We start from the raw sequence: 25,971 nt of genomic DNA on the forward strand, positions 1-25,971 counted from the left end.
TTCAGGGTTACTTAGGAGTCCAAATTATAATTTGGAATTTTATTTAAATGTAGTTTATTAATACTACTGATTGAAGTGCGGAATGTGGGATATAAGCGTCGCCCAGTGGGAATACCAGCAAACCAAAGATGAAGCCAGTTCTATAGATCAAGCTGTAGAGTTGCTATATGACTTTTTAGAATGGCGCGGCCCCGTGCATTTAGCGGGACATGGGATGGGTGGTGCGATCGCCTTAAGCTATGCGCGGCGATTTCCCGAAAAAGTGCGATCGCTCACCTTGCTAGCTGTAGCAGCTCAACCTGCAAACAATTGGCAGGCTCACTATTACTTTCAACGACAGCTTTTTAGCATCAGCCGTGAGCTAGTTTTAGCAAGCAACGTTCGCAGTCTATTTGGAAATCAACCGCCTCATACCACTAAAAAGTTAGTAGCTGCCTTAGATAAAGATTTAGAACAATCTCCCTCATCACACTCTTTATTTAAGTTGGTTTATTTACCCAAGGGTGGAGTTTCTATGCCAATGATGGTATGTGGTAGCAAGAGCGATCCAGTAGTCAACTCAACTGTATTGCATGATTGGTTGAATTGGTTGAAGCCAGAAGATAAACTTTGGGAATGCCCAGAAGGATATCATTTTTTTCACTACTTCTATCCTCAACAGGTTGGTGAAGAGATTTTGAGTTTTTGGCAACGCCACCATCCGCATCTTGTAGAAGCATCTGCACTATCTTTTAGCAGTTCTACAAATTAGTAATAACCCAAGTTGCGTGTAACTAAGTTGGCGCAATTAAAATTGCTAATTTAGTTTCCGGGTCAAAAAAGTGAATTCTTTTGAGTTAGCGAGTACTAATAATGAAAGAGGTTCTGGAAGTGCGTAGCCCTAGACTCATTTTTTTGATAATAGCCAGTTGGATAAGTTTGTAGTTGGTGCTTTCGCGCTAAAGCGCCAACTACGAACCATGCCTACCCCTGAATCTAACCAATTAATTTCTGCCAACTAGCAGGGCCGACAATCGCATCGGCATTTAAACCATTTTGCTTTTGAAAGTTCTTAACTACAATCTCTGTTTGCGACCCGTAAACGCCATCATTCTCAACACCTAAACGGTATTGCAAGTATCTAACAACTGCACCACCGGCATGGTTGGGTCTGAGAATTCGTTTTGCCAAAATTAGATTTATGGCATTCCATGTAGTTTCGTCAGCAATTCCAGTCGCTTGAAGCCCGACAATAGTCTGAAATTTTTCTACCGCAGATTTGGTGTTAGCCCCGGTGAAGCCATCTTCTCCTAATGCGTTACCATTTTTATCGGTTATTTTTAGTCGATTTAAAGATTTTTGCAGTCTGAGAATACTGGCATCTACATTATCTTCTTCATCTTGTACAGGTTTAACAGAAACACTTGGCACTTTACCAGTTAAGCCTTTAACGATCGCATTAGCCATTGCTTCAGGATTAAAAAGATTCATGTCTTTTTGCGAATCGACGAAGCAACATTCTACCAGAATCGCAGGCATATCTGTATTTTTCAGAACAAATAAGTGGGAACCACTCTTAATGCCGCGATTAAAAAATCCTAACTTGACGATTTCATCTAATACAGGTTTAGCAATTTTTATACCTGTATCGCTAGTTGCAAATACTTCTGTACCGTTAGCTTGTGCGTTAAAGCAGTTAAAATGAATCGAGACGTAAATATCTACTTTACTGGCATTAGCTGTAGCACATCTTTTTGAGAGGGAGTCGCGGACTGTACTAGCACTACTTGGTTTACATACTACGACTTCATTTCCTAAAGCTCTTAATTTGGCAATAACTCTATTACCTACATCTAAAGTTAAATTATCCTCAAATTTAATCCCTCTAGCTCCTGTGTCTGGTGGACAATTATGCCCGCTATCAATTCCAAATTTCATGATTTAATCCTCTTACTTACTTTTTAGACTAATTCAAAACTATTCTAATTTTATAGACAAAGTTTTGTTAATAAATTAGTTTAATTACTTGTTGGCAATATCAGCATTATTACGCTGGTAGACAAAATAATTTATTGTCCGAAATTGAACAGCAAATCTTATGTGGCTAAATCCACTAATTTAAATTTATATCGGAAGAAAAACACAACCCTCATAATTTATCAAAATCGGAAAGAACCAGGTGATTGTTGCAATAAATTGAAATGCAGCAATTAACCCCATTATCCAGATAATAGCGCTTCGTAAAAGTAGAAAGCTATGACAAATGTACTTATTCTGATGCCAAGCCAAAAGCACTGCTTGATGTAAAGTGCGCTTATAAAGCCGTAAACCCTATCCAGGCTTGCTTCTTGGCATTCCTGTTAACCTTGAGCGGCTGAAGACATAAGTGATACAAGACTTACCCTTTCAAGGCAGTGAAAGCCCTAATTTACCGTAGGGGGCAATTCATGAATTGCCCCTACATTTCGTACCTGATGCGTAAGTCCTATGATAGTCAAGTCCTAACTCCTTCAAGGAATTACTAAGCGGAATCTGTGGGTAGATATTTAACAATCAGCCTGTCAGGCAGTCTAAAATTTAAGTAAAGAAATATTTCGTGGCTTACAGGGATGAAACGCATCGTCTTGGTTGCTGGGTTTGAATCGTTTAACGCAAACTTATATAGAAAAGCAGCTTTTTTGGCTAACTCTCGCACTCCTGAGTTGGATATTCGGGTATTTAGCGATCGCGATCTTACCAGCATTCGCACTGAGGTAGAAGCAGCCCTTGATGGCGCTGATGTGTTTTTTGGTAGCCTACTATTTGATTATGACCAGGTTGTGTGGTTGCGCGATCGCATTTCTCAAATTCCCATCCGTCTGGTGTTTGAGTCAGCCTTGGAATTGATGAGTTTAACCAAGCTGGGTGACTTTGCTATTGGTGACAAACCCAAAGGAATGCCCAAACCAATTAAATTCATCCTTGACAAATTTAGCAACGGACGAGAAGAAGACAAACTCGCTGGTTACATCAGCTTCTTAAAAATTGGCCCCAAATTACTCAAATATGTGCCAGTGCAAAAAGTCCAAGACTTACGCAATTGGTTAATTATCTATGGTTATTGGAATGCTGGCGGGCCAGAAAACGTAGCTTCATTATTCTGGACACTAGCAGAAAAATACTTAGGTTTAAAAGTTGGCGACATTCCTCTATTAATTGAAACCCCCAACATCGGATTACTCCATCCTGATTATCAAGGATTTTTTGAATCGCCAAAGGCATACCTAGAATGGTATAAAAACTGTAGAGACGCGAAATTTAGCGTCTCTACAAAACCCGTTGTGGGAATTCTCCTTTACCGAAAACACGTCATCACCAAACAACCTTATATTCCCCAACTAATTCGCAGTTTTGAAAAAGCTGGTTTAATTCCTTTACCTATTTTCATCAACGGCGTAGAAGGACATGTGGCGGTACGAGATTTAATGACAACGGACTATGAAATTCAGCAACGACAACTAGGTAATATCGAGACTCCCTCACTATCAAGTGAAGCAGTAAAAGTAGATGCGATCGTTTCGACAATTGGCTTTCCTCTGGTGGGTGGGCCGGCTGGTTCAATGGAAGCTGGGCGTCAGGTGGAAGTAGCAAAGCGTATTCTCACTGCTAAGAATGTACCTTATATTGTTGCTGCACCATTATTAATTCAAGATATTTCGTCGTGGACGCGCCAAGGTGTGGGCGGATTGCAAAGTGTGGTTTTGTACGCTTTACCAGAATTGGATGGGGCTATTGATACTGTTCCCCTGGGTGGTTTGGTGGGCGAAAATATTTATCTGGTTCCCGAACGGGTGCAGCGATTAATTGGTAGGGTAAAAAGTTGGGTGGCTTTGCGGCAAAAACCTGCTTCGGAACGTAAGATTGCAATTATTTTATATGGGTTTCCGCCTGGTTATGGTGCTGTGGGGACAGCTGCATTATTAAATGTGCCGCGTAGTCTTTTAAAGTTTCTTCATGCACTTAAAGAACAAGGTTACACTGTCGGGGATTTACCAGAAGATGGGGAAGAATTAATCCGTTGGGTGAAAGAAGCGGATGAAGCTAATCCTCTTGTGGGGTGGGCATCTTGCCCGCCATTGTCCGAGGGCGGGCAAGATGCCCACCCCACAAGTAGTGTCAATGTTCGCACTTTAGAAAAATGGTTGGGATATCTGCAAACCTCCCGCATTGAAAAACAATGGAAATCTCTTACAGGGACTGGTATTAAAACTTATGGTGACGATTTTCAGATTGGTGGTGTGCAATTAGGAAATGTTTGGATAGGTGTACAACCACCTTTGGGGATACAAGGCGACCCGATGCGTTTAATGTTTGAACGCGATTTAACGCCACATCCACAATATGCTGCTTATTATAAATGGTTACAAAATGAGTTTGAAGCTGATGCTTTAGTTCACTTTGGAATGCATGGGACGGTGGAATGGTTGCCTGGTTCTCCGTTGGGTAATACGGGTTATTCTTGGTCGGATATTCTGTTAGGAAATTTGCCTAATCTATATATATATGCGGCGAATAATCCGTCTGAATCGATGTTGGCGAAACGTCGCGGTTATGGTGTGTTGATTTCTCATAATGTCCCACCTTATGGTCGCGCAGGTTTGTATAAGGAGTTGGTGGCGTTACGTGATTTAATTTCGGAGTATCGGGAAGACCCACAAAAGAATTATGTTTTGAAGGAAGGGATTTGTAAAAAAATTGTGGACTCTGGGTTGGATGCAGATTGCCCGTTTGAGGATGCGAAAAGGTTGGGGATTGCGTTTAGCCCTGAAAATGTGCGGATGTTTAGCGGTCATGCTTTTGATGTTTATTTGGTGGAGTTGTATGAATATTTGCAGGTTTTAGAAAATCGGTTGTTTTCTTCGGGGTTGCATGTTTTGGGGGAAGCACCGAATGAGGAGGAGTTGGGGTCGTATTTGCAGGCTTATTTTGGGGGAGAGGAGGAAGAAAACGAACCGCAGAGGCGCGAAGGACGCAGAGAGGGGAGAGAGGAGGAGGAAAGGGTAATTAGGGATTTGTTGATGCAATCTACGGATGAGTTAACGAATTTGTTAAGGGGCTTGAATGGGGAGTATATTCCGCCTGCGCCTGGTGGGGATTTGTTGCGGGATGGGGCTGGTGTTTTGCCTACGGGGAGGAATATTCATGCTTTAGATCCTTATCGGATGCCTTCGCCTGCGGCGTATGAACGAGGGCGAGAAATTGCAGGGAAAATTATCGCCCAGCATTTGGATGAATATGGTAAGTATCCTGAAACGGTGGCGGTGATGCTTTGGGGATTGGATGCGATTAAAACTAAGGGTGAATCTTTGGGGATTCTTTTGGAGTTGGTGGGGGCTGAACCTGTTAAGGAAGGAACTGGTAGAGTTGTTCGTTATGAATTAAAGTCGTTGGCGGAGGTTGGACATCCTCGTATTGATGTGTTGGCTAATTTGTCGGGGATTTTTCGGGATAGTTTTGTCAATATTATCGAATTATTAGATGATTTATTTCAACGGGCGGCTGATGCTGATGAACCGGATGATCAGAATTTTATTAGAAGACATGCTTTAGCTTTAAAGGCCGAAGGTGTGCAAAATGTATCGGCGAGATTGTTTTCTAATCCGGCGGGTGATTTTGGTTCTTTGGTGAATGATAGGGTGGTTGATGGAAATTGGGAATCTGGCGAGGAGTTGGGCAATACTTGGCAAAGTCGCAATGTGTTTAGCTATGGGAGAGAAGATAAAGGTCAAGCTAGACCGGAAGTGTTGAATACTTTGTTAAAAACTAGCGATCGCATTGTTCAAGAAATCGATTCTGTAGAATATGGTTTAACTGATATTCAAGAATATTACGCCAATACTGGGGGTTTGAAAAGGGCAGCTGAAAAACAAGGCGGTAAGAAGGTTACAACCAGCTTTGTGGAAAGTTTCTCGAAGGATACTACACCCCGCAATTTAGATGATTTGCTCAGAATGGAGTATCGCACTAAGTTGCTAAATCCCAAATGGGCGCAAGCGATGGCGAATCAAGGTTCTGGTGGTGCTTTTGAAATTTCCCAACGGATGACGGCATTGATTGGTTGGGGTGGTACTGCCGATTTTACCGATGATTGGGTTTACGATCAAGCGGCTGATACTTATGCGTTAGACGCAAAAATGGCGGATAAATTACGCAAGGCAAATCCTGAAGCTTTCCGCAATATCTTAGGGAGAATGTTGGAAGCGCATGGGCGCGGTTTCTGGGACGCTGATGGTGAGAAGTTAGATAAGTTACGTCAGTTGTATGAGTTGACAGATGAAGAGTTGGAGGGGGTGACGGTTTAGAAATGTAAAAGAATCAATTACGAAAAATATAGACAATATATTTTGAGAGGCAAAAATAAATGGATACTTAAGCTATACTATAAATTTTTAGTATAGCTTCTTGCAAAGGAAAGTTTGTTCTGGGATTTATATCTAAGCAACTTAAGAAGGTAACTCTCATGTTCTAGCTTGAGATATACCAAGTACCATAATTAGTTTTAGATAAAATATGATATCTTTTTTCAATCAATTCTATAATTTTGGGAAAACTTTCTTGAATTAAAGTCTTATATTGATTAGTAATAAATATATAAGGAGGCTTGGATGAATCTAACTCTTTTAAAAGTTGTGGCCATTGCTCAGATAAAAATAATTCAAGCGACCATGCATTTAGTGATGTTGCTTGAGTCCGACCAGATAAATAATAAATAGACGGGTCACCAGCAACAAAAATTGCACCAGATAAACTTCCTGGTTGAGACAGAAAGCCAATCTCTGAACGAAGTGATGCATAATCGTCTCTAAATACAGTCTGATATTTAAATCGTGTATCTTCAGTTAAAGCAAAATTATTTTTAACTAGAGCGATAGTCTTAATTTGGAAATTCCATAAAAATGGTGATAAAAACAACAATAACACCAGAATTTTAATTATTGGTGAACTTAATTCTTTGAAACGCTCCCATAATATATCTAAACCTTTAGTTGCTAAAATACCTGTAGGGACAAATAACAGTAAATAATGATAGAGCCAAAGTGACCTAATTTGTATAAAAATAACACCCAGCCCAAAAACAAACCAAACAACTAATAACAAGGTCAATAAGTTTTTATTGTTACGCAATGAGACATTTACTGCAACAAGAGCCATTACAACTAAACTGATAAAATTCTTTAAGAACCATAAGACTCCAGAAAGTAACTTAGATTTATTGAATCTGCCATTAGCAACCACCTGACTTGGATATACAAAAAATGTCTGATATACAATTGATAAACTATCGACCGAGGCAAAGTAGCTGAAAATAATTATAATAGGAAAGATAATTCCTATAAATATTGGCAAGCAAATTTCTAGAATAATTTTTTTAGTTCTTTGATGTTTTGTCAATATAGAATGAAGCAAAACAGTGAGCCAAAAACAAAGTATTATCGGTAAAAATATTAATTTAAATATCAGGACGATTCCACCCATGAAGCCTGAGAGGACAAGTTGAATAAATCTCTGCTTTCCTTCATAGTTAAAAGATTCATAAGTTAGCCAAAGACATAAAAATAAAGGAAACCCAACCAGTCCCTCTACTTGAGTAAATTGCCGATGATCTGAAACAACATAGTAAACCCCAACCGTTAATAAAGGTACTAAACTTGCTACTATCTGATGCCGAAAATAAGTTTTTAAAGTTAGCTGTAATATTATAGAGAAAAGCATCATGTAAATAAGTTCAAAAATATGGATGCCAATCTCATTAAAACCAAATAAAGTTCCTGCTAAGAAATAAAAATAATAAATTCCAGGTTGCTTTAGATCCCAAAAATCCCGATAGAGTACCTTTCCTTGTTGCATCTCCAAAGCACCTATTGTAAATAGTGCTTGATCTCCTGCAAATGGAAAAGGTAAATTTATCAAACCAATTATCAGAACACAAATCAAAACTAAAAAGTCAATTTTAGTTAATTTAGGAAGATTAATCATGAAAATTTCCTCTTATTGAATAAATATAATAAGTAAGTCGGTGAGAATAATTCAAACTATATTAACTAATGTAAAAAATCTTGAGTAGGACTTACGCAAAAACCCTCTCAAACTCTCATTCCTCCGTGACCTCTGCGCCCTCTGCGGTTCGTTTTCCTTTACCCGTGCGTAAGTCCTAAGATTAGTTTGTAGTGAGGACTTTAGTTCTCAAATGATAGCTGGAGCCGCTCACCCAACGGGTTCGTTAGTCGCTCATGGGGGAAACCCCCAAGACCGCGCTAACTCATTACAAACCTTGAATTATTCACGCCCTAGTTACTTGTCAAACCAATTCTATATTCTTGTATCTCACCAGACTGGAAAAGGCTATAAACGCTATATCAGTTAGGATTTCTTGATTTGCTGCTTTCCTCTAATTCCAAAAATCATAAAACGTAATGTTAATTGTCATTGTGTGTGCTACTGTGCGATGCTGTACTCGCCCAGGGTAGACATCGCTGACAATTGATGCTGCATAATAGAGGTCAACTAGCTATCATTAGCTAAATTGAATGCCAGATACATCGACGGCAATACCATTTAGTTAGTAGTCTTTGTGAACTGCTTACACTTGCACCCATAAAAATTAGTTTGATCCACTTTCTATTCCCTGCTCTGTATTATGATACGCATTAGCTAAAAGTACTCTAAGTAAGTACGGGGTGCAAAAAATACAAAAAACCGAAAATACACGTAAGGATGAGGCTATGGCAACCGAACAGTTAACTAGAGACAGTGATAATCTAGATTTAAATCAGCTACTAAGAACGGTGAATGCTGTTAAACAGGGTGACTTCTCGGCTCGGATGCCCATAGACCATACTGGTGTAGCAGGTAAAATAGCTGATACGCTTAATGATATTATTGATCAAAATGAGCGGATGGCGGCCGAACTACAGCGAATTGGTAATGTTGTCGGCAAAGAAGGCAAAATTGCCGATCGCGCCTCTCTCGGAGATGTTCGTGGTTCTTGGTCAGATTGTGTTAATTCTGTCAATACTCTAATTACAGATTTAGTTCAACCAACAGCTGAAACTACGCGGGTAATTCGGTCAGTAGCTAATGGTGACTTATCGCAAACGATCGCTACAGAAATTGATGGCAGACCCCTACAAGGTGAGTTTCTCCAAACTGCTAATATCGTTAACACGATGGTAGATCGGCTTGGTTCTTTTGCATCGGAAGTAACGCGGGTTGCTCGTGAAGTAGGAACCGAAGGTAAGTTGGGTGTCCAAGCCGAAGTGCAAGGTGTTGCTGGCACTTGGAAAAATTTGACTGATAACGTTAACTTGATGGCGGGTAATCTCACCGGACAAGTTCGCAACATTGCCGAAGTTGCCACTGCGATCGCAAATGGTGACTTATCGAAAAAAATCACTGTAAATGTGAAAGGCGAAATTCTAGAGTTGAAAAACACCGTTAACACGATGGTGGATCAACTGAATTCTTTTGCATCGGAAGTAACAAGAGTTGCGCGGGAGGTGGGAACTGAAGGGAAGTTGGGCGTTCAAGCCGAAGTTAAGGGTGTAGCAGGTACTTGGAAAGATTTAACCGACAACGTTAACTTAATGGCAGGGAATTTAACAGCCCAAGTCCGTAATATTGCGGAAGTGACAACGGCAGTTGCGAATGGCGACTTATCGAAAAAAATTACTGTTGATGTCAAAGGCGAAATTTTAGAGTTGAAAAACACCGTCAACATCATGGTGGATCAACTCAATTCCTTTGCATCGGAAGTAACAAGAGTTGCGCGTGAGGTGGGTGCAGAAGGAAAATTAGGTGGTCAAGCAGAAGTTCGCGGGGTAGCGGGTACATGGAAAGACCTTACCGATAGTGTGAATTTCATGGCGGGAAGTTTAACGGCACAGGTGCGGAATATTGCCGAAGTGACAACGGCGGTAGCCAATGGCGACTTATCCAAAAAAATCACTGTCGATGTCAAAGGCGAAATTTTGGAGTTGAAAAATACTATTAACACAATGGTGGATCAATTGAATTCCTTTGCATCAGAAGTGACAAGGGTGGCGCGGGAAGTGGGAACTGAAGGGAAGTTAGGCGTACAAGCGCAAGTACAGGGAGTTGCGGGAACTTGGAAAGATTTAACAGACAACGTTAACTTAATGGCGGGTAATCTCACCGGACAGGTGCGAAATATTGCCGAAGTTGCCACTGCGATCGCAAATGGCGATCTATCTAAAAAAATTACTGTCGATGTTCGAGGCGAAATTCTCGAACTCAAGAATACGATTAATATCATGGTGGATCAACTCAGTTCCTTTGCATCGGAAGTAACGCGGGTGGCGCGGGAAGTGGGGAGTGAAGGTAAACTGGGAGTCCAAGCCGATGTGCGCGGTGTAGCTGGAACTTGGAAAGATTTAACTGATAGTGTAAACTTCATGGCGGGAAGTTTAACGGCACAGGTGCGGAATATTGCCGAGGTAACTACCGCCGTTGCAACAGGCGATTTATCGAAAAAAATCACCGTCGATGTCAAAGGTGAAATTCTGGAACTGAAAAACACTATTAATACAATGGTGGATCAACTTAATTCCTTTGCATCAGAAGTAACGCGGGTTGCGCGTGAGGTGGGAAGTGAGGGTAAATTGGGTGTGCAAGCAGAAGTACGCGGGGTGGCTGGAACTTGGAAAGATTTAACCGATAGCGTAAATTTCATGGCGGGAAGTTTAACGGCACAGGTGCGGAATATTGCCGAAGTCACTACAGCGGTTGCAACAGGCGACTTATCCAAGAAAATCACCGTTGATGTCAAAGGTGAAATTCTGGAACTGAAAAATACTATAAATACAATGGTGGATCAACTCAGTTCCTTTGCAAGTGAAGTGACGCGAGTGGCGCGGGAGGTGGGAACTGAGGGTAAATTGGGTGTACAAGCCGAAGTTAAAGACGTTGCTGGAACTTGGAAGGATTTAACCGACAGCGTGAACTTCATGGCGGGAAGCTTGACGGCACAGGTGCGGAACATTGCCGAAGTGACAACTGCGATCGCAAATGGTGATTTATCCAAAAAAATTACTGTTGCTGTCAAAGGCGAAATCTTAGAACTCAAGAATACTATCAATATAATGGTAGATCAACTCAACTCCTTTGCAAGTGAAGTGACGCGGGTGGCTCGTGAGGTGGGAAGCGAGGGGAAACTGGGTGTACAAGCAGATGTGCGCGGCGTAGCTGGAACTTGGAAAGATTTAACCGATAGCGTAAACTTCATGGCGGGAAGCTTAACGGCACAGGTGCGAAACATTGCCGCCGTCACCACAGCTGTAGCTAATGGCGACTTATCTAAAAAAATCTCCGTTGATGTCAAAGGGGAAATTTTAGAGTTGAAAAACACCGTTAATACAATGGTAGATCAACTCAATTCCTTTGCAAGTGAAGTTACAAGAGTTGCGCGTGAGGTGGGAACTGAAGGTAAACTTGGCGTACAAGCAGAAGTTAAAGGTGTAGCAGGTACTTGGAAAGACTTAACCGACAGCGTGAACTTCATGGCGGGAAGTTTGACAGCACAGGTACGCAATATTGCCGAAGTTACCACAGCTGTAGCTAACGGCGATTTATCGAAAAAAATCACCGTCGATGTCAAAGGGGAAATTCAAGAGCTGAAAAACACTATTAACACAATGGTGGATCAGCTAAATTCTTTTGCATCAGAAGTTACCAGGGTTGCCCGTGAGGTGGGAACGGAAGGTAAATTGGGCGTGCAAGCTTACGTCAGAGGAGTTGCTGGAACTTGGAAAGATTTAACAGATAACGTAAACTCGATGGCGGAGAACCTTACCGGACAAGTTCGCAACATCGCCGAAGTCACAAAAGCGGTAGCGAATGGCGACTTATCTAAAAAAATTACCGTCGATGCCAGAGGGGAAATTTTAGATTTGAAGAACACTACCAATACAATGGTAGATCAACTCAGTTCCTTTGCATCAGAAGTAACGCGGGTGGCGCGAGAAGTCGGAACTGAAGGGAAGTTAGGCGGACAAGCGCAAGTCCAAGGTGTGGCGGGTACTTGGAAAGATTTAACAGATAACGTAAACTCGATGGCGGGGAATTTAACGGCACAAGTGCGCGGTATCGCTAGAGTTGTCACAGCAGTTGCTAACGGTGACTTGAAACGAAAACTGATGTTAGATGCTAAGGGAGAAATTGAAACCTTGGCAGAGACAATCAACGAGATGATTGATACTCTAGCGACATTTGCCAATCAAGTAACCACAGTGGCGCGAGAAGTGGGAATCGAAGGCAAATTGGGCGGACAAGCTAGAGTTCCGGGGGCGGCTGGAACTTGGAAAGATTTGACGGATAATGTAAATGAACTTGCTGCGACACTGACAACTCAATTAAGAGCGATCGCAGAAGTTGCTACAGCTGTAACTAAGGGTGATTTAACTCGTTCAATTGCCGTCGAAGCACTAGGCGAAGTAGCAATACTTAAAGACAACATTAACCAGATGATTGCTAATCTGCGGGAGACAACGCAGAAAAACACCGAACAAGATTGGCTGAAAACAAACCTAGCCAAATTTACCCGAATGTTGCAAGGACAAAGAGACTTAGAAACCGTATCTAAACTAATTCTCTCAGAACTAGCACCCTTAGTCGGAGCGCAACACGGCGTATTCTTCATGATGGACTCTGGGGAAAATACCCCGTGTTTGAAACTAATTAGTAGCTACGCTTACCGCGAACGTAGACATTTGGCTAACCGTTTCCACTTGGGTGAAGGTTTGGTAGGACAATGCGCTTTAGAAAAAGAGCGAATACTGCTAACGGATGTACCAAGTGATTATGTCAGAATTACCTCTGGTTTAGGAGAATCAACTCCACTTAATGCCGTGGTGTTACCTGTACTCTTTGAAGGACAAGTGACAGCAGTCATAGAATTAGCATCCTTCCGCCGCTTTAGCGAAATTCATCTGACATTCTTCGACCAGCTTACCGAAAGTATAGCGATCGTCCTCAACACGATCGCAGCATCCATGCGAACTGAAGAATTACTCAAGCAGTCGCAATCTTTAGCTGAAGAACTCCAAACCCAGCAAAATGAACTCCGGGAAACCAACAAGCGCTTAGAACAACAAGCCCAATCACTCAAAACCTCTGAAGATTTACTCAAAGGACAACAAGAGGAATTGCAACAAACTAATGCCGAATTAGAAGAAAAGGCAGAGTTGTTGGCGATGCAGAAAAAAGAAGTTGAGCGCAAAAATCGGGAAATTGAACAAGCAAGACTCTCTTTGGAAGATAAGGCTGAACAACTCGCCCTTTCTTCAAAATACAAATCAGAATTTCTCGCCAACATGTCCCATGAACTGCGGACACCGTTAAACAGCTTGTTGATTTTGGCGAAGTTGTTGTCAGATAACATCGATAGCAACCTCACCAACAAGCAAGTCGAATACAGCCAGACAATTTACTCAGCAGGTAATGATTTGTTGACGTTAATCAATGACATTCTCGATCTTGCCAAAATTGAATCTGGAACTATGTCGATTGACATAACCCAAATGGCATTGACAGAATTGGGCGATCAGATTGAGCGCACCTTCCGACAAATCGCTCAGAGTAAAGGACTTGGTTTCATAATTGAATTGACTCCCGAATTGCCCACAACCATCTATACAGATGTCAAACGCTTACAACAGGTGTTGAAAAATCTCCTCTCCAACGCTTTTAAATTTACAGAAAAAGGGGAGGTACGCTTACAGATTGCGGTGGCGAAGCAGGGATGGAGCAAAGACCAGGAAACTTTAAATCGCGCCTCAAATGTCATCGCCTTCTCAGTCAGGGATACAGGTATTGGTATTGCCCCCGACAAGCAAAAAGTGATTTTCGAGGCATTTCAGCAAGCCGATGGCTCTACGAGTCGCAGATACGGCGGTACCGGATTGGGCTTATCAATTAGCCGCGAAATCGCCCGTCTCTTTGGCGGCGAAATTAAACTAATCAGTCAACCCGGTCAAGGCAGTACCTTTACATTCTACTTCCCCGAATTGAGTCCTGAGTTCCAATTGCTGAGTACTGAGTCAAAACTAACACAAATTAGCTCTCCCGACTCCTCACTCCTAACTCCTAACTCCTTACTCCTTACTCCTAACTCCCCACTCCTAACTCCCCACTTAGCACTGATTAACGACGATCGCACTACTATTGAAACAGGCGATCGCGTGTTACTAATTGTTGAGGATGACGTTAATTTTGCGCGTATCCTGATAAATATGGCGCAACAGCATGGATTCAAGGCGATCGCTGCCCAAACAGGCACTACAGGTTTGATGCTAGCGCAGCAATTCCAACCTTCAGCCATTTTGCTAGATATCAGGTTGCCAGAAATGGATGGTTGGACTGTATTAGATCGTCTCAAGCATGACCCAAATACGCGTCACATTCCTGTACATATTATGACCGTTGAGGAAGGGAGACAGCGCGGTTTGCAACTAGGAGCGATCGCATATATGCAAAAGCCTTTAACTAGCGACACAATATCTGAAGCGTTGACCAAAATTAAAGGTTTTGTTGAGCGCCAGGTCAAAAATTTGTTAGTAGTCGAAGACGACGAGACTCAACGGCATAGCATTGTCGAGTTGATTGGCAACAGCGATGTTTCTACCACTGCTGTAGGCACTGGTGCAGCAGCTTTAGAAGCTATTCGCGCCCAGCATTTTGATTGCCTGGTTCTCGATTTAGGGCTACCCGACATGACCGGGTTTGAACTGATCGAGCAGATAAAGCTTCTACCTCACGGTAAAACTTTACCAATTATTGTCTACACAGGTAGAGAAATTAGCAAAGCTCAAGAAACAGAACTCAGACGAATTGCCGAAACAATCATCATTAAAGATGTGCGATCGCCCGAACGTCTCCTTGATGAAACAGCATTATTTTTACACCGAGTCCAAGCAAATTTACCAGCACCCAAACGACAGATACTTGAAGAACTGCATTCCATAGACTACTTACTCGTTGGCAAAAAAGCGCTAATTGTAGACGACGATGTACGTAATATCTTCGCGCTGACAAGTATGCTGGAGCGTTATCAAATCCAGGTTTTATATGCCGAAAACGGCAGGGAGGGGATTAGCCTATTGGAAACTACAGCAGACATTGATGTGGTTTTGATGGACGTAATGATGCCAGAAATGGATGGTTACGAAACAACACGCTTAATCCGCCAAAAGGAGCAATTTAAATCTTTGCCGATTATTGCACTGACCGCTAAAGCCATGCAAGGCGATCGCGAGAAGTGTATTGAAGCCGGTGCGTCAGATTACATCACTAAACCCGTAGATACTGAGCAACTGCTTTCACTATTGCGCGTTTGGCTATACCGTTGATGAGAGCAGGGGGAGCAGAGGGAGTAAAGGAGGAGAGAAAAGCGATTATGAAACACCTTGAGGGTAGAGTGGCATTGGTCACAGGTGCTACGCGGGGAATTGGTAGGGGAATTGCTATAGGCTTGGGTGAGGCTGGTGCAACTGTATACGTCACGGGGCGCAGCCTCAACAAATCTTCCAGTGATGGGGTTTTTGGGAGTCTTAGCGAAACCCAATCAGCCATAGAAGAAGCTGGTGGTGTGAGCATTCCTGTGCAAGTAGACCACAGCGACGATGAGCAGGTGCGTTTACTGTTTGAACGCATCCAAGATGAGCAGGATGGACAACTCGACCTAGTGGTGAATAATGCTTACTCAGGAGTTCAGGCATTAAAAGACGCTTATGGGCAACCCTTTTGGGATTGTGAACCAAGTCTTTGGGATGCTAGCAACAACGTTGGTCTTCGTAGCCACTATGTTGCGAGTGTTTTTGCTGCTCGAATGATGACCAAGCGTAACTCTGGACTAATTTGCACCATTTCCTCATGGGGTAGTATGTCTTATATCTTTAATACAGCTTATGGTGCTGGTAAAGCAGCTTGCGATCGCCTAGCAGCTGATATGGCTGTTGAACTCAAACCCCATAATGTCGCTTCTGTTTCAATTTGGCCAGGTATTGTTGGTACTGAGCTTTTTTCCAGTTTTGCTTCTGAAATGAATCAAACCGATGTTACCCAAAAGAATAACTCATTTATGGGCGATCGCTACAACTGGGAGACTCCCTTATTAACCGGACGGGCGATCGCTGCACTTGCTGGTGAGCCAAATCTCATCCGCCGTACAGGACGTGTGCAGATTGTAGCCGAACTAGCCAAGCAATATGGAATTGTCGATGAAAATGGCGAGTGTCCCCCATCGCTACGCTCTTTACGTTTTGTGCTACCGGCTGCATTACCTGTACTGAGAAAGTATTTATGGCTCATACCCGATATTAAAGTGCCGTGGTCACTGCTATTATTGAATGCCCTTAGCTCGCCTAAGATTTGATGGGGATTGGGCAGAAGTTAGAAAACTCGGTTCATCCACCTTTGATACTCGTGAACGAGTCTTTGAACTGGATGAATCCACCTTTGATAAGTAGAGCGGCGTGAATAATTCAAGGTTCGTAGTGAGGGCTTCAGCCCTCAAATGAGGACTAAAGTCCTCACTACGAACTAGTCTCAATATTTTTTACATTACTTAATGTACTTTGATTTATTCTCGCCGACTTACTTACTCGTGAATGATATCATGTCCGCCTGTAATAAAAGAACCCCACCCCCAACCCCTCCCCGCACGCGGGGAGGGGAGCTAAAGCATAGCTTTGGCGGGGTGGGGTTCCGGGTTATTTAACGAACTTTGGGGGTTTAAGTCAAGAGTCTCTAGAGGCAGCGCGAATTGAACGCCTAAATCTAAATCCCCGCTCCCAAAACGTAATTACGAATTACGAATTACGAATTACGAATTATTTTAATTGCCCAATCCCCAATATGCAAATTTTGTCGCCCCTTCACTAAACAAGCTGTTTGAGATCGTAAAACTTTGTATGCTGAATTAATAGGTCTTAATTAATAGTTCTTTTAAAACTGGTGCAAGAAGATTTTAGGCTAATTGTTGATTTAGTGTTAGTTCTAGGCGTTGCCGCCTGTGGTGGACTGTTGGCAGCACTTTTGCGACAACCCGTGTTGCTAGGATATCTCATTGGCGGGATGATCGTTGGCCCGGCCGGACTGGGACTGATTAAAGAACTTATTCAAGTAGAAACTCTGGCACAGTTCGGTGTCGCCTTTTTGTTATTCGCCTTGGGTGTGGAATTTTCCTTGGCGGAACTTAAGAAGGTAAAAGCGATCGCTCTTGGCGGAGGTGGACTCCAGATTGCTCTGACGATTTTGGTCACAGTTGCAGTATGCGGATTAACCGGAGCCTGGGGAACCTTACCTGCTAAGGGCATGTTCTTGGGGTGTATTCTATCCTTGTCTTCCACAGCAGTTGTTCTCAAATGCTTGATGGAGGGGAACGAAACAGAAACGCCTCACGGACAAGTAATGCTAGGAATTTTGGTAGTACAGGACTTGGCACTGGGACTGATGTTAGCAGTCTTACCAGCCCTGAACCAACCAGCAGAAACCATTGGTATCGCCGTGCTGACAGCGCTAGCTTTGATTGCTTTATTCGCTGCTGGGGCAATAGCTGCGGGGATTTGGTTGATACCGCCTTTGTTGCGACTGTTAGCCCGTACCGAAAGCAAAGAACTATTTTTATTAGGCGTTGTAGCTCTATGTTTGGGCATTGCTTTGTTGACAGAGCATTTGGGGCTGTCGATTGAGATGGGGGCATTTGTCGCGGGTTTGATGATTTCTGAGGTGGAATACGCCGATCAAACCCTGACTTATGTCGAACCACTGAGAGATATCTTTGCCAGTTTATTTTTTGCCGCCATTGGGATGTTAATTGACCCAGTGTTTTTGTGGAACAACTTAGAATTGATTTTGGGGTTGGTGGCACTAGTTTTCGTAGGTAAATTTTTGATTATCACGCCTTTAGTAAAGCTGTTTGGCTACCCTTTGAAAACAGCGATAATCGCCGGTTTGGGACTAGCGCAAATTGGGGAATTTTCCTTTGTTCTCGCTAGTGAAGGGCAGTCTTTGGGGCTGGTATCCCGACAGATATACTTATTAATTTTGGGAACCACCGCAGTTACTCTCATGCTTACTCCCTTTGTGCTGCGGTTAGTGCCATTTTTATTTAACTTTGCCGAATCAATGCCTTGGTTGAAACCGTATTTAGAAGAAGATGAGGCGCGGGATGTGTCGGAAGATTTGCCCTTCAAAGACCATCTGGTAGTCTGCGGTTATGGGCGAGTCGGCAAAAATTTAGTGAAGTTGTTGCTGCAACACGACATACCTGTGGTAGTAATCGACCAATCAGAGAGTAGAATTCAGCAGTTGCGTGAGGCTGGGGTATCTTATGTCTATGGCAATTGCGTGAGTTTACATGTTCTAGAAACCGCCGGGGTGAATCATGCCAAAGGAATGGCGATCGCACTTCCAGACCCCATGAGTACCCGTCTTTGCTTGAAACGCGCTTTGGAATTGCGCCCAGAATTAGATTTAGTTGTCCGTGCTACCCAGGATAAAAATATTGAAGTGCTGTATCAATTGGGAGCGAAAGAAGTTGTGCAACCAGAGTTTGAAGCTAGCTTAGAAATGGCAACTCATTTATTAACTAGCTTAGGCTTGTTGTCGCCACCTGTCGTCCAACGCCAAATGCAACAAATTCGCAACGATCATTATTTAGATTTTCGCCCACAGCTTTCTGCTACTGAAGTTGCTCGTGATTTGCGCCAAGCAACTCGCGATCTAAATCAGCGCTGGTATCCTCTACCATCTGATTCGCCTTTAATTGGCATGAGCATAGAAGAAGCAGATATGCGCTACTTAACAGGAGCGAGTTTGATGGCAATTCGCCGCGCTAACGGCGATGAAATCGATTATCCTAATAATCAAACCAAATTGGCAGAAGGCGATCGCTTGCTGATAGTGGGAGCAGATGAAGAATTGGCAGCTTTGGCAGAATTCGCTAAAGGACAAGCTGCTGTTCCTGGAGAAAATAGTGCTTGCCAGTGGATTACAGTTAATGCAGATGCGCCAACGCTTGGTAAAACTCTTGCAGATTTAGATATCGGCAAGCAATATGCAGTACAGGTACAGGCGATTCGGCGCGATGGCAAGTTTATCCGTTATCCTGATGGCGGCATGGACTTGCGAGTTGGCGACCAAGTATTATTATGTGGTAACTTAACAGGTCTAAGTCAACTACAACAGTTATTTGCGATCGCTACTTCAGTACCCCTTTCTATCCCAATGGTGAAAGCTGCCTCAGCAGAAGCGCTCAAAGAGTTTCTCCCTGCCGATAGTGTAACTGATTAACTAATTCGTAATTCGTAATGACGCTCGTTTTGAACCTATATATCTAATAAATACAATAGCGATCGCGCCCTTTTTGTTTGGCCTTGTACAGCGCTTTATCGGCTGAAGCGATTAGTGTATCTGGCTTGATGTCGGAACTGGGTATGACACAAGTAATACCCAAACTAAGGGTAACGATATCCTTGACATCAGACTTTGCATGGGGAATAGCTTGATCGTGGATTGCTTGTTGAATATTTTCTGCGACTTTGATTGATCCGGCTAAGTCAGTATTGGGGAGGAGTACCGAAAATTCTTCTCCACCGTAACGCGCCACGAGATCGGCAGGACGATAAACTGACTGTTGCACTGTTTGCGCTATTCTGATTAGACAATCATCGCCTCCAAGATGGCCATAGTAGTCATTGTAAGATTTGAATTTATCAACATCTAATAAAATTAGTGACAGGGGTTGTTGCTCTCGTGCAAGGCGTTTCCATTCTAGTTGCAGTCGTCCATCGAAGCAGCGACGGTTAGCCACCTGAGTCAAACCATCTAGATTTACCAGTTTTTCTAGTTTCTGATTTGCATCTTCTACTTTTTGTTTAGCAATTACTAACTCTGCTGTTCTCTCCTGTACCCTTTCTTCCAAAGTTTCAAAAGATGTTTGTAACTGAAGTGCCATGTTGTTAAACGATTTTGCCAGTTGACCTATTTCGTCTTTTAAGCTAATTTTGGCGCGGATATCTAAGTTACCCGCGCTAAACTGAAAAACTATATTGGTAAGGTAAATTATTGGCTTTGTTAGCAGTTGCCCAATAGCAAAAGCGATGATTGTCACTACTGCACCGATAAATGTAAATATAAATATTGTGTGATGAATTTGCTTTTCTACAGGTACTAGGGCAAGAGTAAGGGGCTGTGCGAACAACACAGACCAAGGTTTATATTTTAAACGAGCGATCGCAATCAGATTAACCTGATTATCGGTTGCTGGCAAATATGCAATTAAATAGGGATCTTTATTATCCAATGCTTGCTTAAGTTTTGACTCATTAGTTGTCAATGCTTGGACAGGAGCATTAGACAAACGCCCTTCCCGTTGCAGTTGATTTACAACATCGTCAGGCAGAGACACAATTGATTTAAAAAGTAGTTCTGGTGCAGTTCTATGTGCCAAATAAATATAATTTTCATCTAAAAGAATAGCAAATTTTGCCCCAGTCCGTTCAGTTTGTCGAGTTACTAACTGCTGAACAACAGTAGCATTGTATGAAACACGCAATACACCCAATATATCTCCGTTGGCATTGCGAACCGGACTGCTAAAAAAAAGGATAATAAGGTCAGGATTTGTTGGCGATCGCTTCATGCTAGAAACAAAGGATAACCCAGTTTTTAGCGGTTTTTTAAAATAATCTTCACCTGATTCATCTTTGCCAATGTTCGCTGTATTGGTATCCAATACATTTTTCCCGTTTAAGTCGAGCAAAGCGTATGAGAGAATATTCAGCATATCTTTGCGACTAAGACGGATTAATGTTTCTGTTGCCAATTGCATTTCGGGGCTGTCATCTCGCTGTTTTGGAGTGAGACTGAGGTAGCGGGACAAACCTGGTAAAATCGCCTCTACGCGCACGGCATTGAGATTTCCATCAATAAAGGCATCTATTCTGTTAGCGGTTTCGTTAGCCGCCGCAGATAGGGCTTGTTTTGCGTTGGTAGTTAGTGCTTTTTCAGTTATCTGTTTGTTGATAAATGCCAATAACAGCAACGGAACCAAAGCAACAATGAGAAACGAAGCGATCAACTTTGTACGGATGCTGTCCAAAACATAGTGCTGCATGGCTTTAAACTAGGAGGGAGGGTTCAAAAAGGAAGAATTGAACAAACTTTTTACATCAGGAATGCGCGTCACGTTTCCAGAGCGAATAAAAAAGTCTGCATATATCTTGGCAGTTTTGTAGATACAGTTAGGGTTGCTAGATTGAAAGAATTTTTTATTTTCACCTAAATCAGTTAGGTTTACTCCTTCCAAAGAGAGTGTATTGCGAGGAATTTTTAACGCTTTGCTGATGATAGCGTTTCCTTCCTGAATATTTGCTTCCCAGTAGGTCGCGCCTTGCACCCATCCTCGCACAAATGCTCGAATGTCTTCGGGGCGATCGCGGATTGTATCACCGCGAAAGACAATCAAATCTAAAATCAAGCCAGGGGTTTGTTTGCTGGTAAATAGGATATGTCCCCCTAATTTAATCGCTTCAGAAAGATGAGGTTCCCAAGTGTGTCCGGCTTGAATAGCATTATTTTTCAGGCGTTGAGGAATTTCTAAAGCATCTAATTTAACCAAATTTACATTATCGCTGGTTAATTTGGCAGTTTTTAACATCTCAGTCACGAAAACTTCGCTAAAACCGCCTAGATTTGCACCCAGCTTTTTCCCTTTCAAGTCAGCGACGGTTTTAATTTGTGATTGAGTAACTACCGCATCTGCTCCTGTTGATTCATCTATAATGAGTACGCTTTGTATATCTGGATTTGTGGCACTCAAGGTTATAAAACTTCCCAAGGACGATGTTATACCATCATACTTACCCGCACTAAAATTTGCTAGTTCCAATTGGGCATATTCTTTATAAATTAGTTCCACATCTACGCCTAGTGCTTTAAAAAATCCTTTTTCTTTAGCAATTATGCCTGAATGTTCCCCAATAAAAGATGTAAATTCTACTTTCAAGGGAGGACGTTTTAATTTAGTCGGTATCCAAGCATGACAAGCAAATAGCAAACAGGCAATAATCAGAAAAATACTAATGTATCTGATGACTTTAAACATAGAATATTTGATTGATATTTTTTACTCATTTACGATCAAATATTCAACTAAATCAACTATTTGTTCAAATTAAAATTGAAAAGCAGATTTTGTGAAATATTTAATTAAAAAAGGCTCAATTTTTGAAATTTATCTAAGAAATTCTCTAGCAAGATTAGTATTTGCTTCTAAAGCAGCCTCATAGAATTGATTAATCTTTTACTGAAACATTCAAATTAGCTTATCAGATGTTAAAGAATTTTCTTCTGTATATTCAAAATTTGAAGAATTATTTTCAGCAAAAATATATTTGACACTTAGACATTTCAGTGTATTAGATACTATATTATATAAAAAATCACGTAGAAATTCATCACACCCAGATGAAAGAACGATCGCTTTCTGTTCTTCTAAAAAACTCGCCGTTAAAGCGATCGCAGCCTTTGCATTGCCCTTGGTAGTAATTTTATTGGTGAGGATGGAGCTAGATTGCTGAGAGCGATATTAGCGCTACCCAGCAATAAAAGGCAACTTTCATCTGCTAACTTATTTTCGGCTTGATGTAGGCGATCGCTTGTTTCCAAACGGTGTGCTGGCTATTTTCATCAGCAATACAAATACACTGGGGATCTTGCCATAAAACCTTTCCTGCCAGCACATCACCAGTCAGCAGCTTTAACTCTACTGGCGTTGTTTGTTTAATTAGGTTTTGGACAAGTCTAATACTGGGTAAAGTGGTGTCAAATTCGGTAAGCATTTTTAGTAAAGATGAACCAACAAGGCAAAATAAAGAGTAACTAATCCTTGATAATTCATCCTTGAAGAAATGGCAATCGAATTTACTAAGTATCATGGTCTAGGCAACGACTTTATTCTGATTGACAACCGCTCCTCATCTGAGCCTGTAGTGACTCCAGAGCAAGCCATCAAGTTGTGCGATCGCCATTTTGGTATCGGTGCTGATGGTGTAATTTTTGCCCTCCCTGGAGAAAACGGCACTGACTACACCATGCGGATTTTTAATTCTGATGGTTCAGAACCAGAAATGTGTGGTAACGGCATTCGCTGTTTAGCTGGCTTTTTGGCAGATTTAGAAGGGGAATCCCGAAATCAAGACTCATATCGCATTCATACTTTGGGTGGTGTAATGACTCCCCAACTCTTATCTGATGGTCAAGTTAAAGTAGATATGGGTTTACCCAGGTTACTCGCTAGCGAAATTCCGACTAATCTTGCACCCAATGAAGAAAAAGTAATATCTGTGCCATTAGAGGTGGCGGGGCAAACTTGGTTACTCACCTGTGTAAATATGGGAAATCCCCACTGCATTACCTTTGTGGAAGATGTCGTAGCAATTGAATTAGAAACCATTGGCCCGAAATTTGAGCATCACCCAGCTTTTCCGCAACGCATAAATACCGAATTTATTCAAGTGGTACGCCGTGACTATTTGAAAATGCGGGTGTGGGAACGAGGGGCTGGAATTACATTAGCTTGCGGGACTGGCGCTTGTGCTTCTTTGGTAGCTGGAGTGTTAACTGGGAAATGCGATCGCGCCGCCACTATAGAATTACCTGGTGGCCCGTTACAAATTGAATGGTCAGAAGTAGACCAACGAGTTTACATGACAGGCCCGGCTGAACGAGTATTCACGGGTAAACTGTAACGGGAGCATCCCAATTTTGGCTTAAATCTTTTCCCTCACCCTCAATCCCTCTCGGAACTCACGGAGAGGGAAGCCGGAGGCAGGGTGAGGTTTTATATTTAATTATGCACTTTAGGGACTGACAAATAAAAAAATGTTCCAAAACTGACGCAAAAACTCTCTCTATTTCTTCTCTCTGCGTTCTCTGTGGCTTTGTGGTTCGTTTATTGTATGACTTACGCACTTAGGTAATAGTGCCATAGAAGTCTTGCCGCAACTGCTCGCCACGGTTGCCAAATCTGGGCGATCGCTTCTACTTGAACTGGTGTTGGACGCGTCGCCAAGTTTTTGAGTTTTTGTAGAGCGATCGCGATCGCTAAATCGCCTTTGGGAAAGACATTAGGACGTTGCAGCGCCATGAGCAGATAAATATCAACTGTCCAGTCTCCTATCCCTTTGAGGCGCTTTAACTCAGTTCTGATAATAGTTTCGTCCATTGTTTCCAACTTGGTTAGGTCAAGCTGACCAGTTGCGATTGCATTCGCCAATCCACGACAGTATAGAATCTTTTGCCGACTGAATCCAATCGCTCTTAATTGAACATCATCCAATATCAGAAAATTTTCTGGCGTTAAAGTTACAACAACCCCACATAGACGGTTAAATACAGCCCTTGCAGCCGCTACGGAAACTTGCTGTTCCAGAATGATGCACAGAAGCGTTGTAAAACCTGGTTCTCTTTTCCACATCGGTGGAGGCCCCAGTGTTTCTAAAATTCGAGCCAAATCGCTATCAAGATTGGCAAGCACCATTAAACCACGGGTAAGACTTTCTGGAGTCAGCGATTCTAGTTCAGGTGTTTGAGTCATCTTGGAAAAAGTGAGTGGGGAAGAATTCTTTTAATCAATCTTGCACGGTGCGTTCTGATTCTTGTGTAAGCAGTTTTTGTTTGCGCTCAATTCCCCAGCGATAACCACTAAGACTGCCATCACTTTGCAGCACTCGGTGACATGGTACAATCAGCGCGATCGGATTAGCTCCACAAGCATTACCTACAGCACGGACTGCCTGGGGTTTGCCAATATTACGGGCAATATCAGTGTAAGTGCGGGTTTCGCCATAAGGAATTTTTTGTAATGCTTGCCAGACTTGTTTCTGAAATGCTGTCCCACGGATATCAAGTGGTAAATCGAGATGTGCCTCGCTTCCCCCAATAAAGTCAAGAATTGCTTGTATCCATTCCTTGTGTGTGTGGTCATCACGGATGATATGCGCTTGGTGAAATTCCTGGTTCAAAATGTGTTCAAGCTTGTCTGCTTCATTACCTAGTTTAACGGCACAGATACCCTTCTCTGTTGTTGCCACAAGCAAATATCCTAGTAAACATGGAGCGATCGCATAAACAATGCTGATTGTCTTTCCAGCTTGTTGGTAAGTCTTTGGTGTCATTCCTAGTTGTTTGGGTGCTTTCTCGTATAGTTGGCTACTTGAACCATACCCCGTGTCGTAAACTGCATGAGCAATTTCTTCGCCTTTCTGGAGACGCTGTTTTAATCGTTGGCTACGTAGCGCATCTGCATATTGAAAAGGGGATACACCAATTATTTGCTTGAATACCTTTTGCAGATAACTGGGACTCATTTCAACTTCAGAGCATAATTCTGAGAGGGTTGGGATGCGATCGCCTTGTGCTTCAATATATCGACATACTGCTAAAACTTTCGTCTGAGCCGGATTTGGAACTGTTTCAAATTTTGGCTGACAGCGCTTGCAAGCTCGAAAACCTGCGCTTTCAGCCTCTTGTGGCGATTGGAAGAAACAAACTTGATTGCGATTTGGTCTGCGACTAGGGCAAATAGGTCGGCAATAAACCCTTGTAGAGCGAACACCATAGAAAAACTTGCCGTCAATTGTAGCATCTCGACTGAGAACTGCTTCCCAAAGAGTTTCTTCTAAAACTGATACCTGTTGCAATTGCATTTATATCTCCTTGGATGTATTACAAAGTATCCCTACTTTGGAATGTCCATTATTCCTTTCTGCTTTTAGGTAAAACTAGATTAAATGTATTGATCAAGTACTTTCTATCTGATTGTTGCGATCAAAGTTGATTATCCAGGGTAAGCGTAGCTCAAATTTTTGTGTATTTAGCTTTCGCCCCGATGTCGTCATAGGTGGATGCCTAAGCCAGAAAGTCACCCCCCTG

General features: G+C 42.3%; 14 protein-coding genes. 7 read left to right on the forward strand and 7 right to left on the reverse strand.

Going from position 1 to position 25,971, the window contains the following annotated elements; all coding sequences use genetic code 11:
• Positions 1-82 precede the first annotated feature (82 nt).
• Positions 83-751, forward strand: coding sequence for an alpha/beta fold hydrolase (locus V7K32_RS16535; protein ID WP_334994919.1), 669 nt, complete (start codon positions 83-85; stop codon positions 749-751).
• Positions 752-975: 224 nt separating this feature from the next.
• Here V7K32_RS16535 and V7K32_RS16540 read toward each other — a convergent pair whose 3' ends face one another.
• Complete coding sequence (locus V7K32_RS16540; RefSeq protein ID WP_334994920.1) at positions 976-1,917, reverse strand: N-acetylmuramoyl-L-alanine amidase; 942 nt, start codon at positions 1,915-1,917, stop codon at positions 976-978.
• Positions 1,918-2,588: 671 nt separating this feature from the next.
• Here V7K32_RS16540 and bchH point away from each other — a divergent pair.
• Positions 2,589-6,320 carry a magnesium chelatase subunit H gene (gene bchH, locus V7K32_RS16545; RefSeq protein ID WP_334994921.1) on the forward strand — a complete coding sequence of 1,244 codons (3,732 nt, stop codon included), beginning with the start codon at positions 2,589-2,591 and terminating at the stop codon, positions 6,318-6,320.
• 163 nt (positions 6,321-6,483) lie between these two features.
• Here bchH and V7K32_RS16550 read toward each other — a convergent pair whose 3' ends face one another.
• A complete protein-coding gene (locus V7K32_RS16550) occupies positions 6,484-7,995 on the reverse strand; it encodes a glycosyltransferase family 39 protein (protein ID WP_334994922.1) in 1,512 nt (503 codons plus the stop codon).
• A 746-nt stretch (positions 7,996-8,741) separates the two neighbouring features.
• Between V7K32_RS16550 and V7K32_RS16555 the strand changes: the two genes are divergently transcribed.
• The 3 genes from V7K32_RS16555 (at position 8,742) to V7K32_RS16565 (ending at position 19,326) form a co-directional block, all read left to right on the forward strand.
• A complete protein-coding gene (locus tag V7K32_RS16555; protein WP_334994923.1) occupies positions 8,742-15,380 on the forward strand; it encodes a hybrid sensor histidine kinase/response regulator in 6,639 nt (2,212 codons plus the stop codon).
• Between the two features lie 47 nt (positions 15,381-15,427).
• Entirely contained in the window at positions 15,428-16,405 is a 978-nt protein-coding gene (locus tag V7K32_RS16560) for an SDR family NAD(P)-dependent oxidoreductase (RefSeq protein WP_334994924.1), read from the forward strand.
• Positions 16,406-16,986: 581 nt separating this feature from the next.
• The gene (locus V7K32_RS16565) at positions 16,987-19,326 is read left to right on the forward strand and encodes a cation:proton antiporter domain-containing protein (RefSeq protein ID WP_334994925.1); all 2,340 of its coding nucleotides are present in this window, start codon (positions 16,987-16,989) and stop codon (positions 19,324-19,326) included.
• A 43-nt stretch (positions 19,327-19,369) separates the two neighbouring features.
• Here V7K32_RS16565 and V7K32_RS16570 read toward each other — a convergent pair whose 3' ends face one another.
• Together V7K32_RS16570 and V7K32_RS16575 are read right to left on the reverse strand one after the other, a co-directional pair.
• Entirely contained in the window at positions 19,370-21,151 is a 1,782-nt protein-coding gene (locus tag V7K32_RS16570) for a diguanylate cyclase domain-containing protein (protein WP_334994926.1), read from the reverse strand.
• Between the two features lie 9 nt (positions 21,152-21,160).
• On the reverse strand, positions 21,161-22,141 hold the full coding sequence (locus V7K32_RS16575) for an ABC transporter substrate-binding protein (RefSeq protein ID WP_334994927.1): 981 nt from the start codon (positions 22,139-22,141) through the stop codon (positions 21,161-21,163).
• A 289-nt stretch (positions 22,142-22,430) separates the two neighbouring features.
• Here V7K32_RS16575 and V7K32_RS16580 point away from each other — a divergent pair, with 289 nt between their 5' ends.
• Complete coding sequence (locus V7K32_RS16580) at positions 22,431-22,616, forward strand: hypothetical protein (protein WP_334994928.1); 186 nt, start codon at positions 22,431-22,433, stop codon at positions 22,614-22,616.
• 45 nt (positions 22,617-22,661) lie between these two features.
• Here the strand turns inward: V7K32_RS16580 and V7K32_RS16585 are convergent, their stop codons facing one another.
• On the reverse strand, positions 22,662-22,877 hold the full coding sequence (locus V7K32_RS16585) for an Hfq-related RNA-binding protein (protein WP_334882707.1): 216 nt from the start codon (positions 22,875-22,877) through the stop codon (positions 22,662-22,664).
• A gap of 69 nt (positions 22,878-22,946) precedes the next feature.
• On the opposite strand from V7K32_RS16585, the gene dapF reads away from it, so the two are divergent.
• Entirely contained in the window at positions 22,947-23,786 is an 840-nt protein-coding gene (gene dapF / locus V7K32_RS16590; RefSeq protein WP_334994929.1) for a diaminopimelate epimerase, read from the forward strand.
• 215 nt (positions 23,787-24,001) lie between these two features.
• On the opposite strand, the gene V7K32_RS16595 is transcribed toward dapF, so the two are convergent.
• Together V7K32_RS16595 and ada are read right to left on the reverse strand one after the other, a co-directional pair.
• Entirely contained in the window at positions 24,002-24,634 is a 633-nt protein-coding gene (locus tag V7K32_RS16595) for a DNA-3-methyladenine glycosylase family protein (protein WP_334994930.1), read from the reverse strand.
• Between the two features lie 34 nt (positions 24,635-24,668).
• Positions 24,669-25,745, reverse strand: a complete 1,077-nt coding sequence (gene ada, locus V7K32_RS16600) for a bifunctional DNA-binding transcriptional regulator/O6-methylguanine-DNA methyltransferase Ada (RefSeq protein ID WP_334994931.1) — start codon at positions 25,743-25,745, stop codon at positions 24,669-24,671.
• Positions 25,746-25,971: the final 226 nt, after the last annotated feature.

This window comes from Nostoc sp. (assembly GCF_036917635.1).
Lineage (GTDB): Bacteria > Cyanobacteriota > Cyanobacteriia > Cyanobacteriales > Nostocaceae > Nostoc.

Excerpts from the sequence above, each read along its gene's own strand:
- V7K32_RS16535 (WP_334994919.1), top strand. The coding sequence starts at position 83 with ATGTGGGATATAAGCGTCGCCCAGTGGGAATACCAGCAAACCAAAGAT.
- V7K32_RS16540 (WP_334994920.1), bottom strand. The coding sequence starts at position 1,917 with ATGAAATTTGGAATTGATAGCGGGCATAATTGTCCACCAGACACAGGA.
- bchH (WP_334994921.1), top strand. The coding sequence starts at position 2,589 with ATGAAACGCATCGTCTTGGTTGCTGGGTTTGAATCGTTTAACGCAAAC.
- V7K32_RS16550 (WP_334994922.1), bottom strand. The coding sequence starts at position 7,995 with ATGATTAATCTTCCTAAATTAACTAAAATTGACTTTTTAGTTTTGATT.
- V7K32_RS16555 (WP_334994923.1), top strand. The coding sequence starts at position 8,742 with ATGGCAACCGAACAGTTAACTAGAGACAGTGATAATCTAGATTTAAAT.
- V7K32_RS16560 (WP_334994924.1), top strand. The coding sequence starts at position 15,428 with ATGAAACACCTTGAGGGTAGAGTGGCATTGGTCACAGGTGCTACGCGG.
- V7K32_RS16570 (WP_334994926.1), bottom strand. The coding sequence starts at position 21,151 with ATGCAGCACTATGTTTTGGACAGCATCCGTACAAAGTTGATCGCTTCG.
- V7K32_RS16575 (WP_334994927.1), bottom strand. The coding sequence starts at position 22,141 with ATGTTTAAAGTCATCAGATACATTAGTATTTTTCTGATTATTGCCTGT.
- V7K32_RS16585 (WP_334882707.1), bottom strand. The coding sequence starts at position 22,877 with ATGCTTACCGAATTTGACACCACTTTACCCAGTATTAGACTTGTCCAA.
- dapF (WP_334994929.1), top strand. The coding sequence starts at position 22,947 with ATGGCAATCGAATTTACTAAGTATCATGGTCTAGGCAACGACTTTATT.
- V7K32_RS16595 (WP_334994930.1), bottom strand. The coding sequence starts at position 24,634 with ATGACTCAAACACCTGAACTAGAATCGCTGACTCCAGAAAGTCTTACC.
- ada (WP_334994931.1), bottom strand. The coding sequence starts at position 25,745 with ATGCAATTGCAACAGGTATCAGTTTTAGAAGAAACTCTTTGGGAAGCA.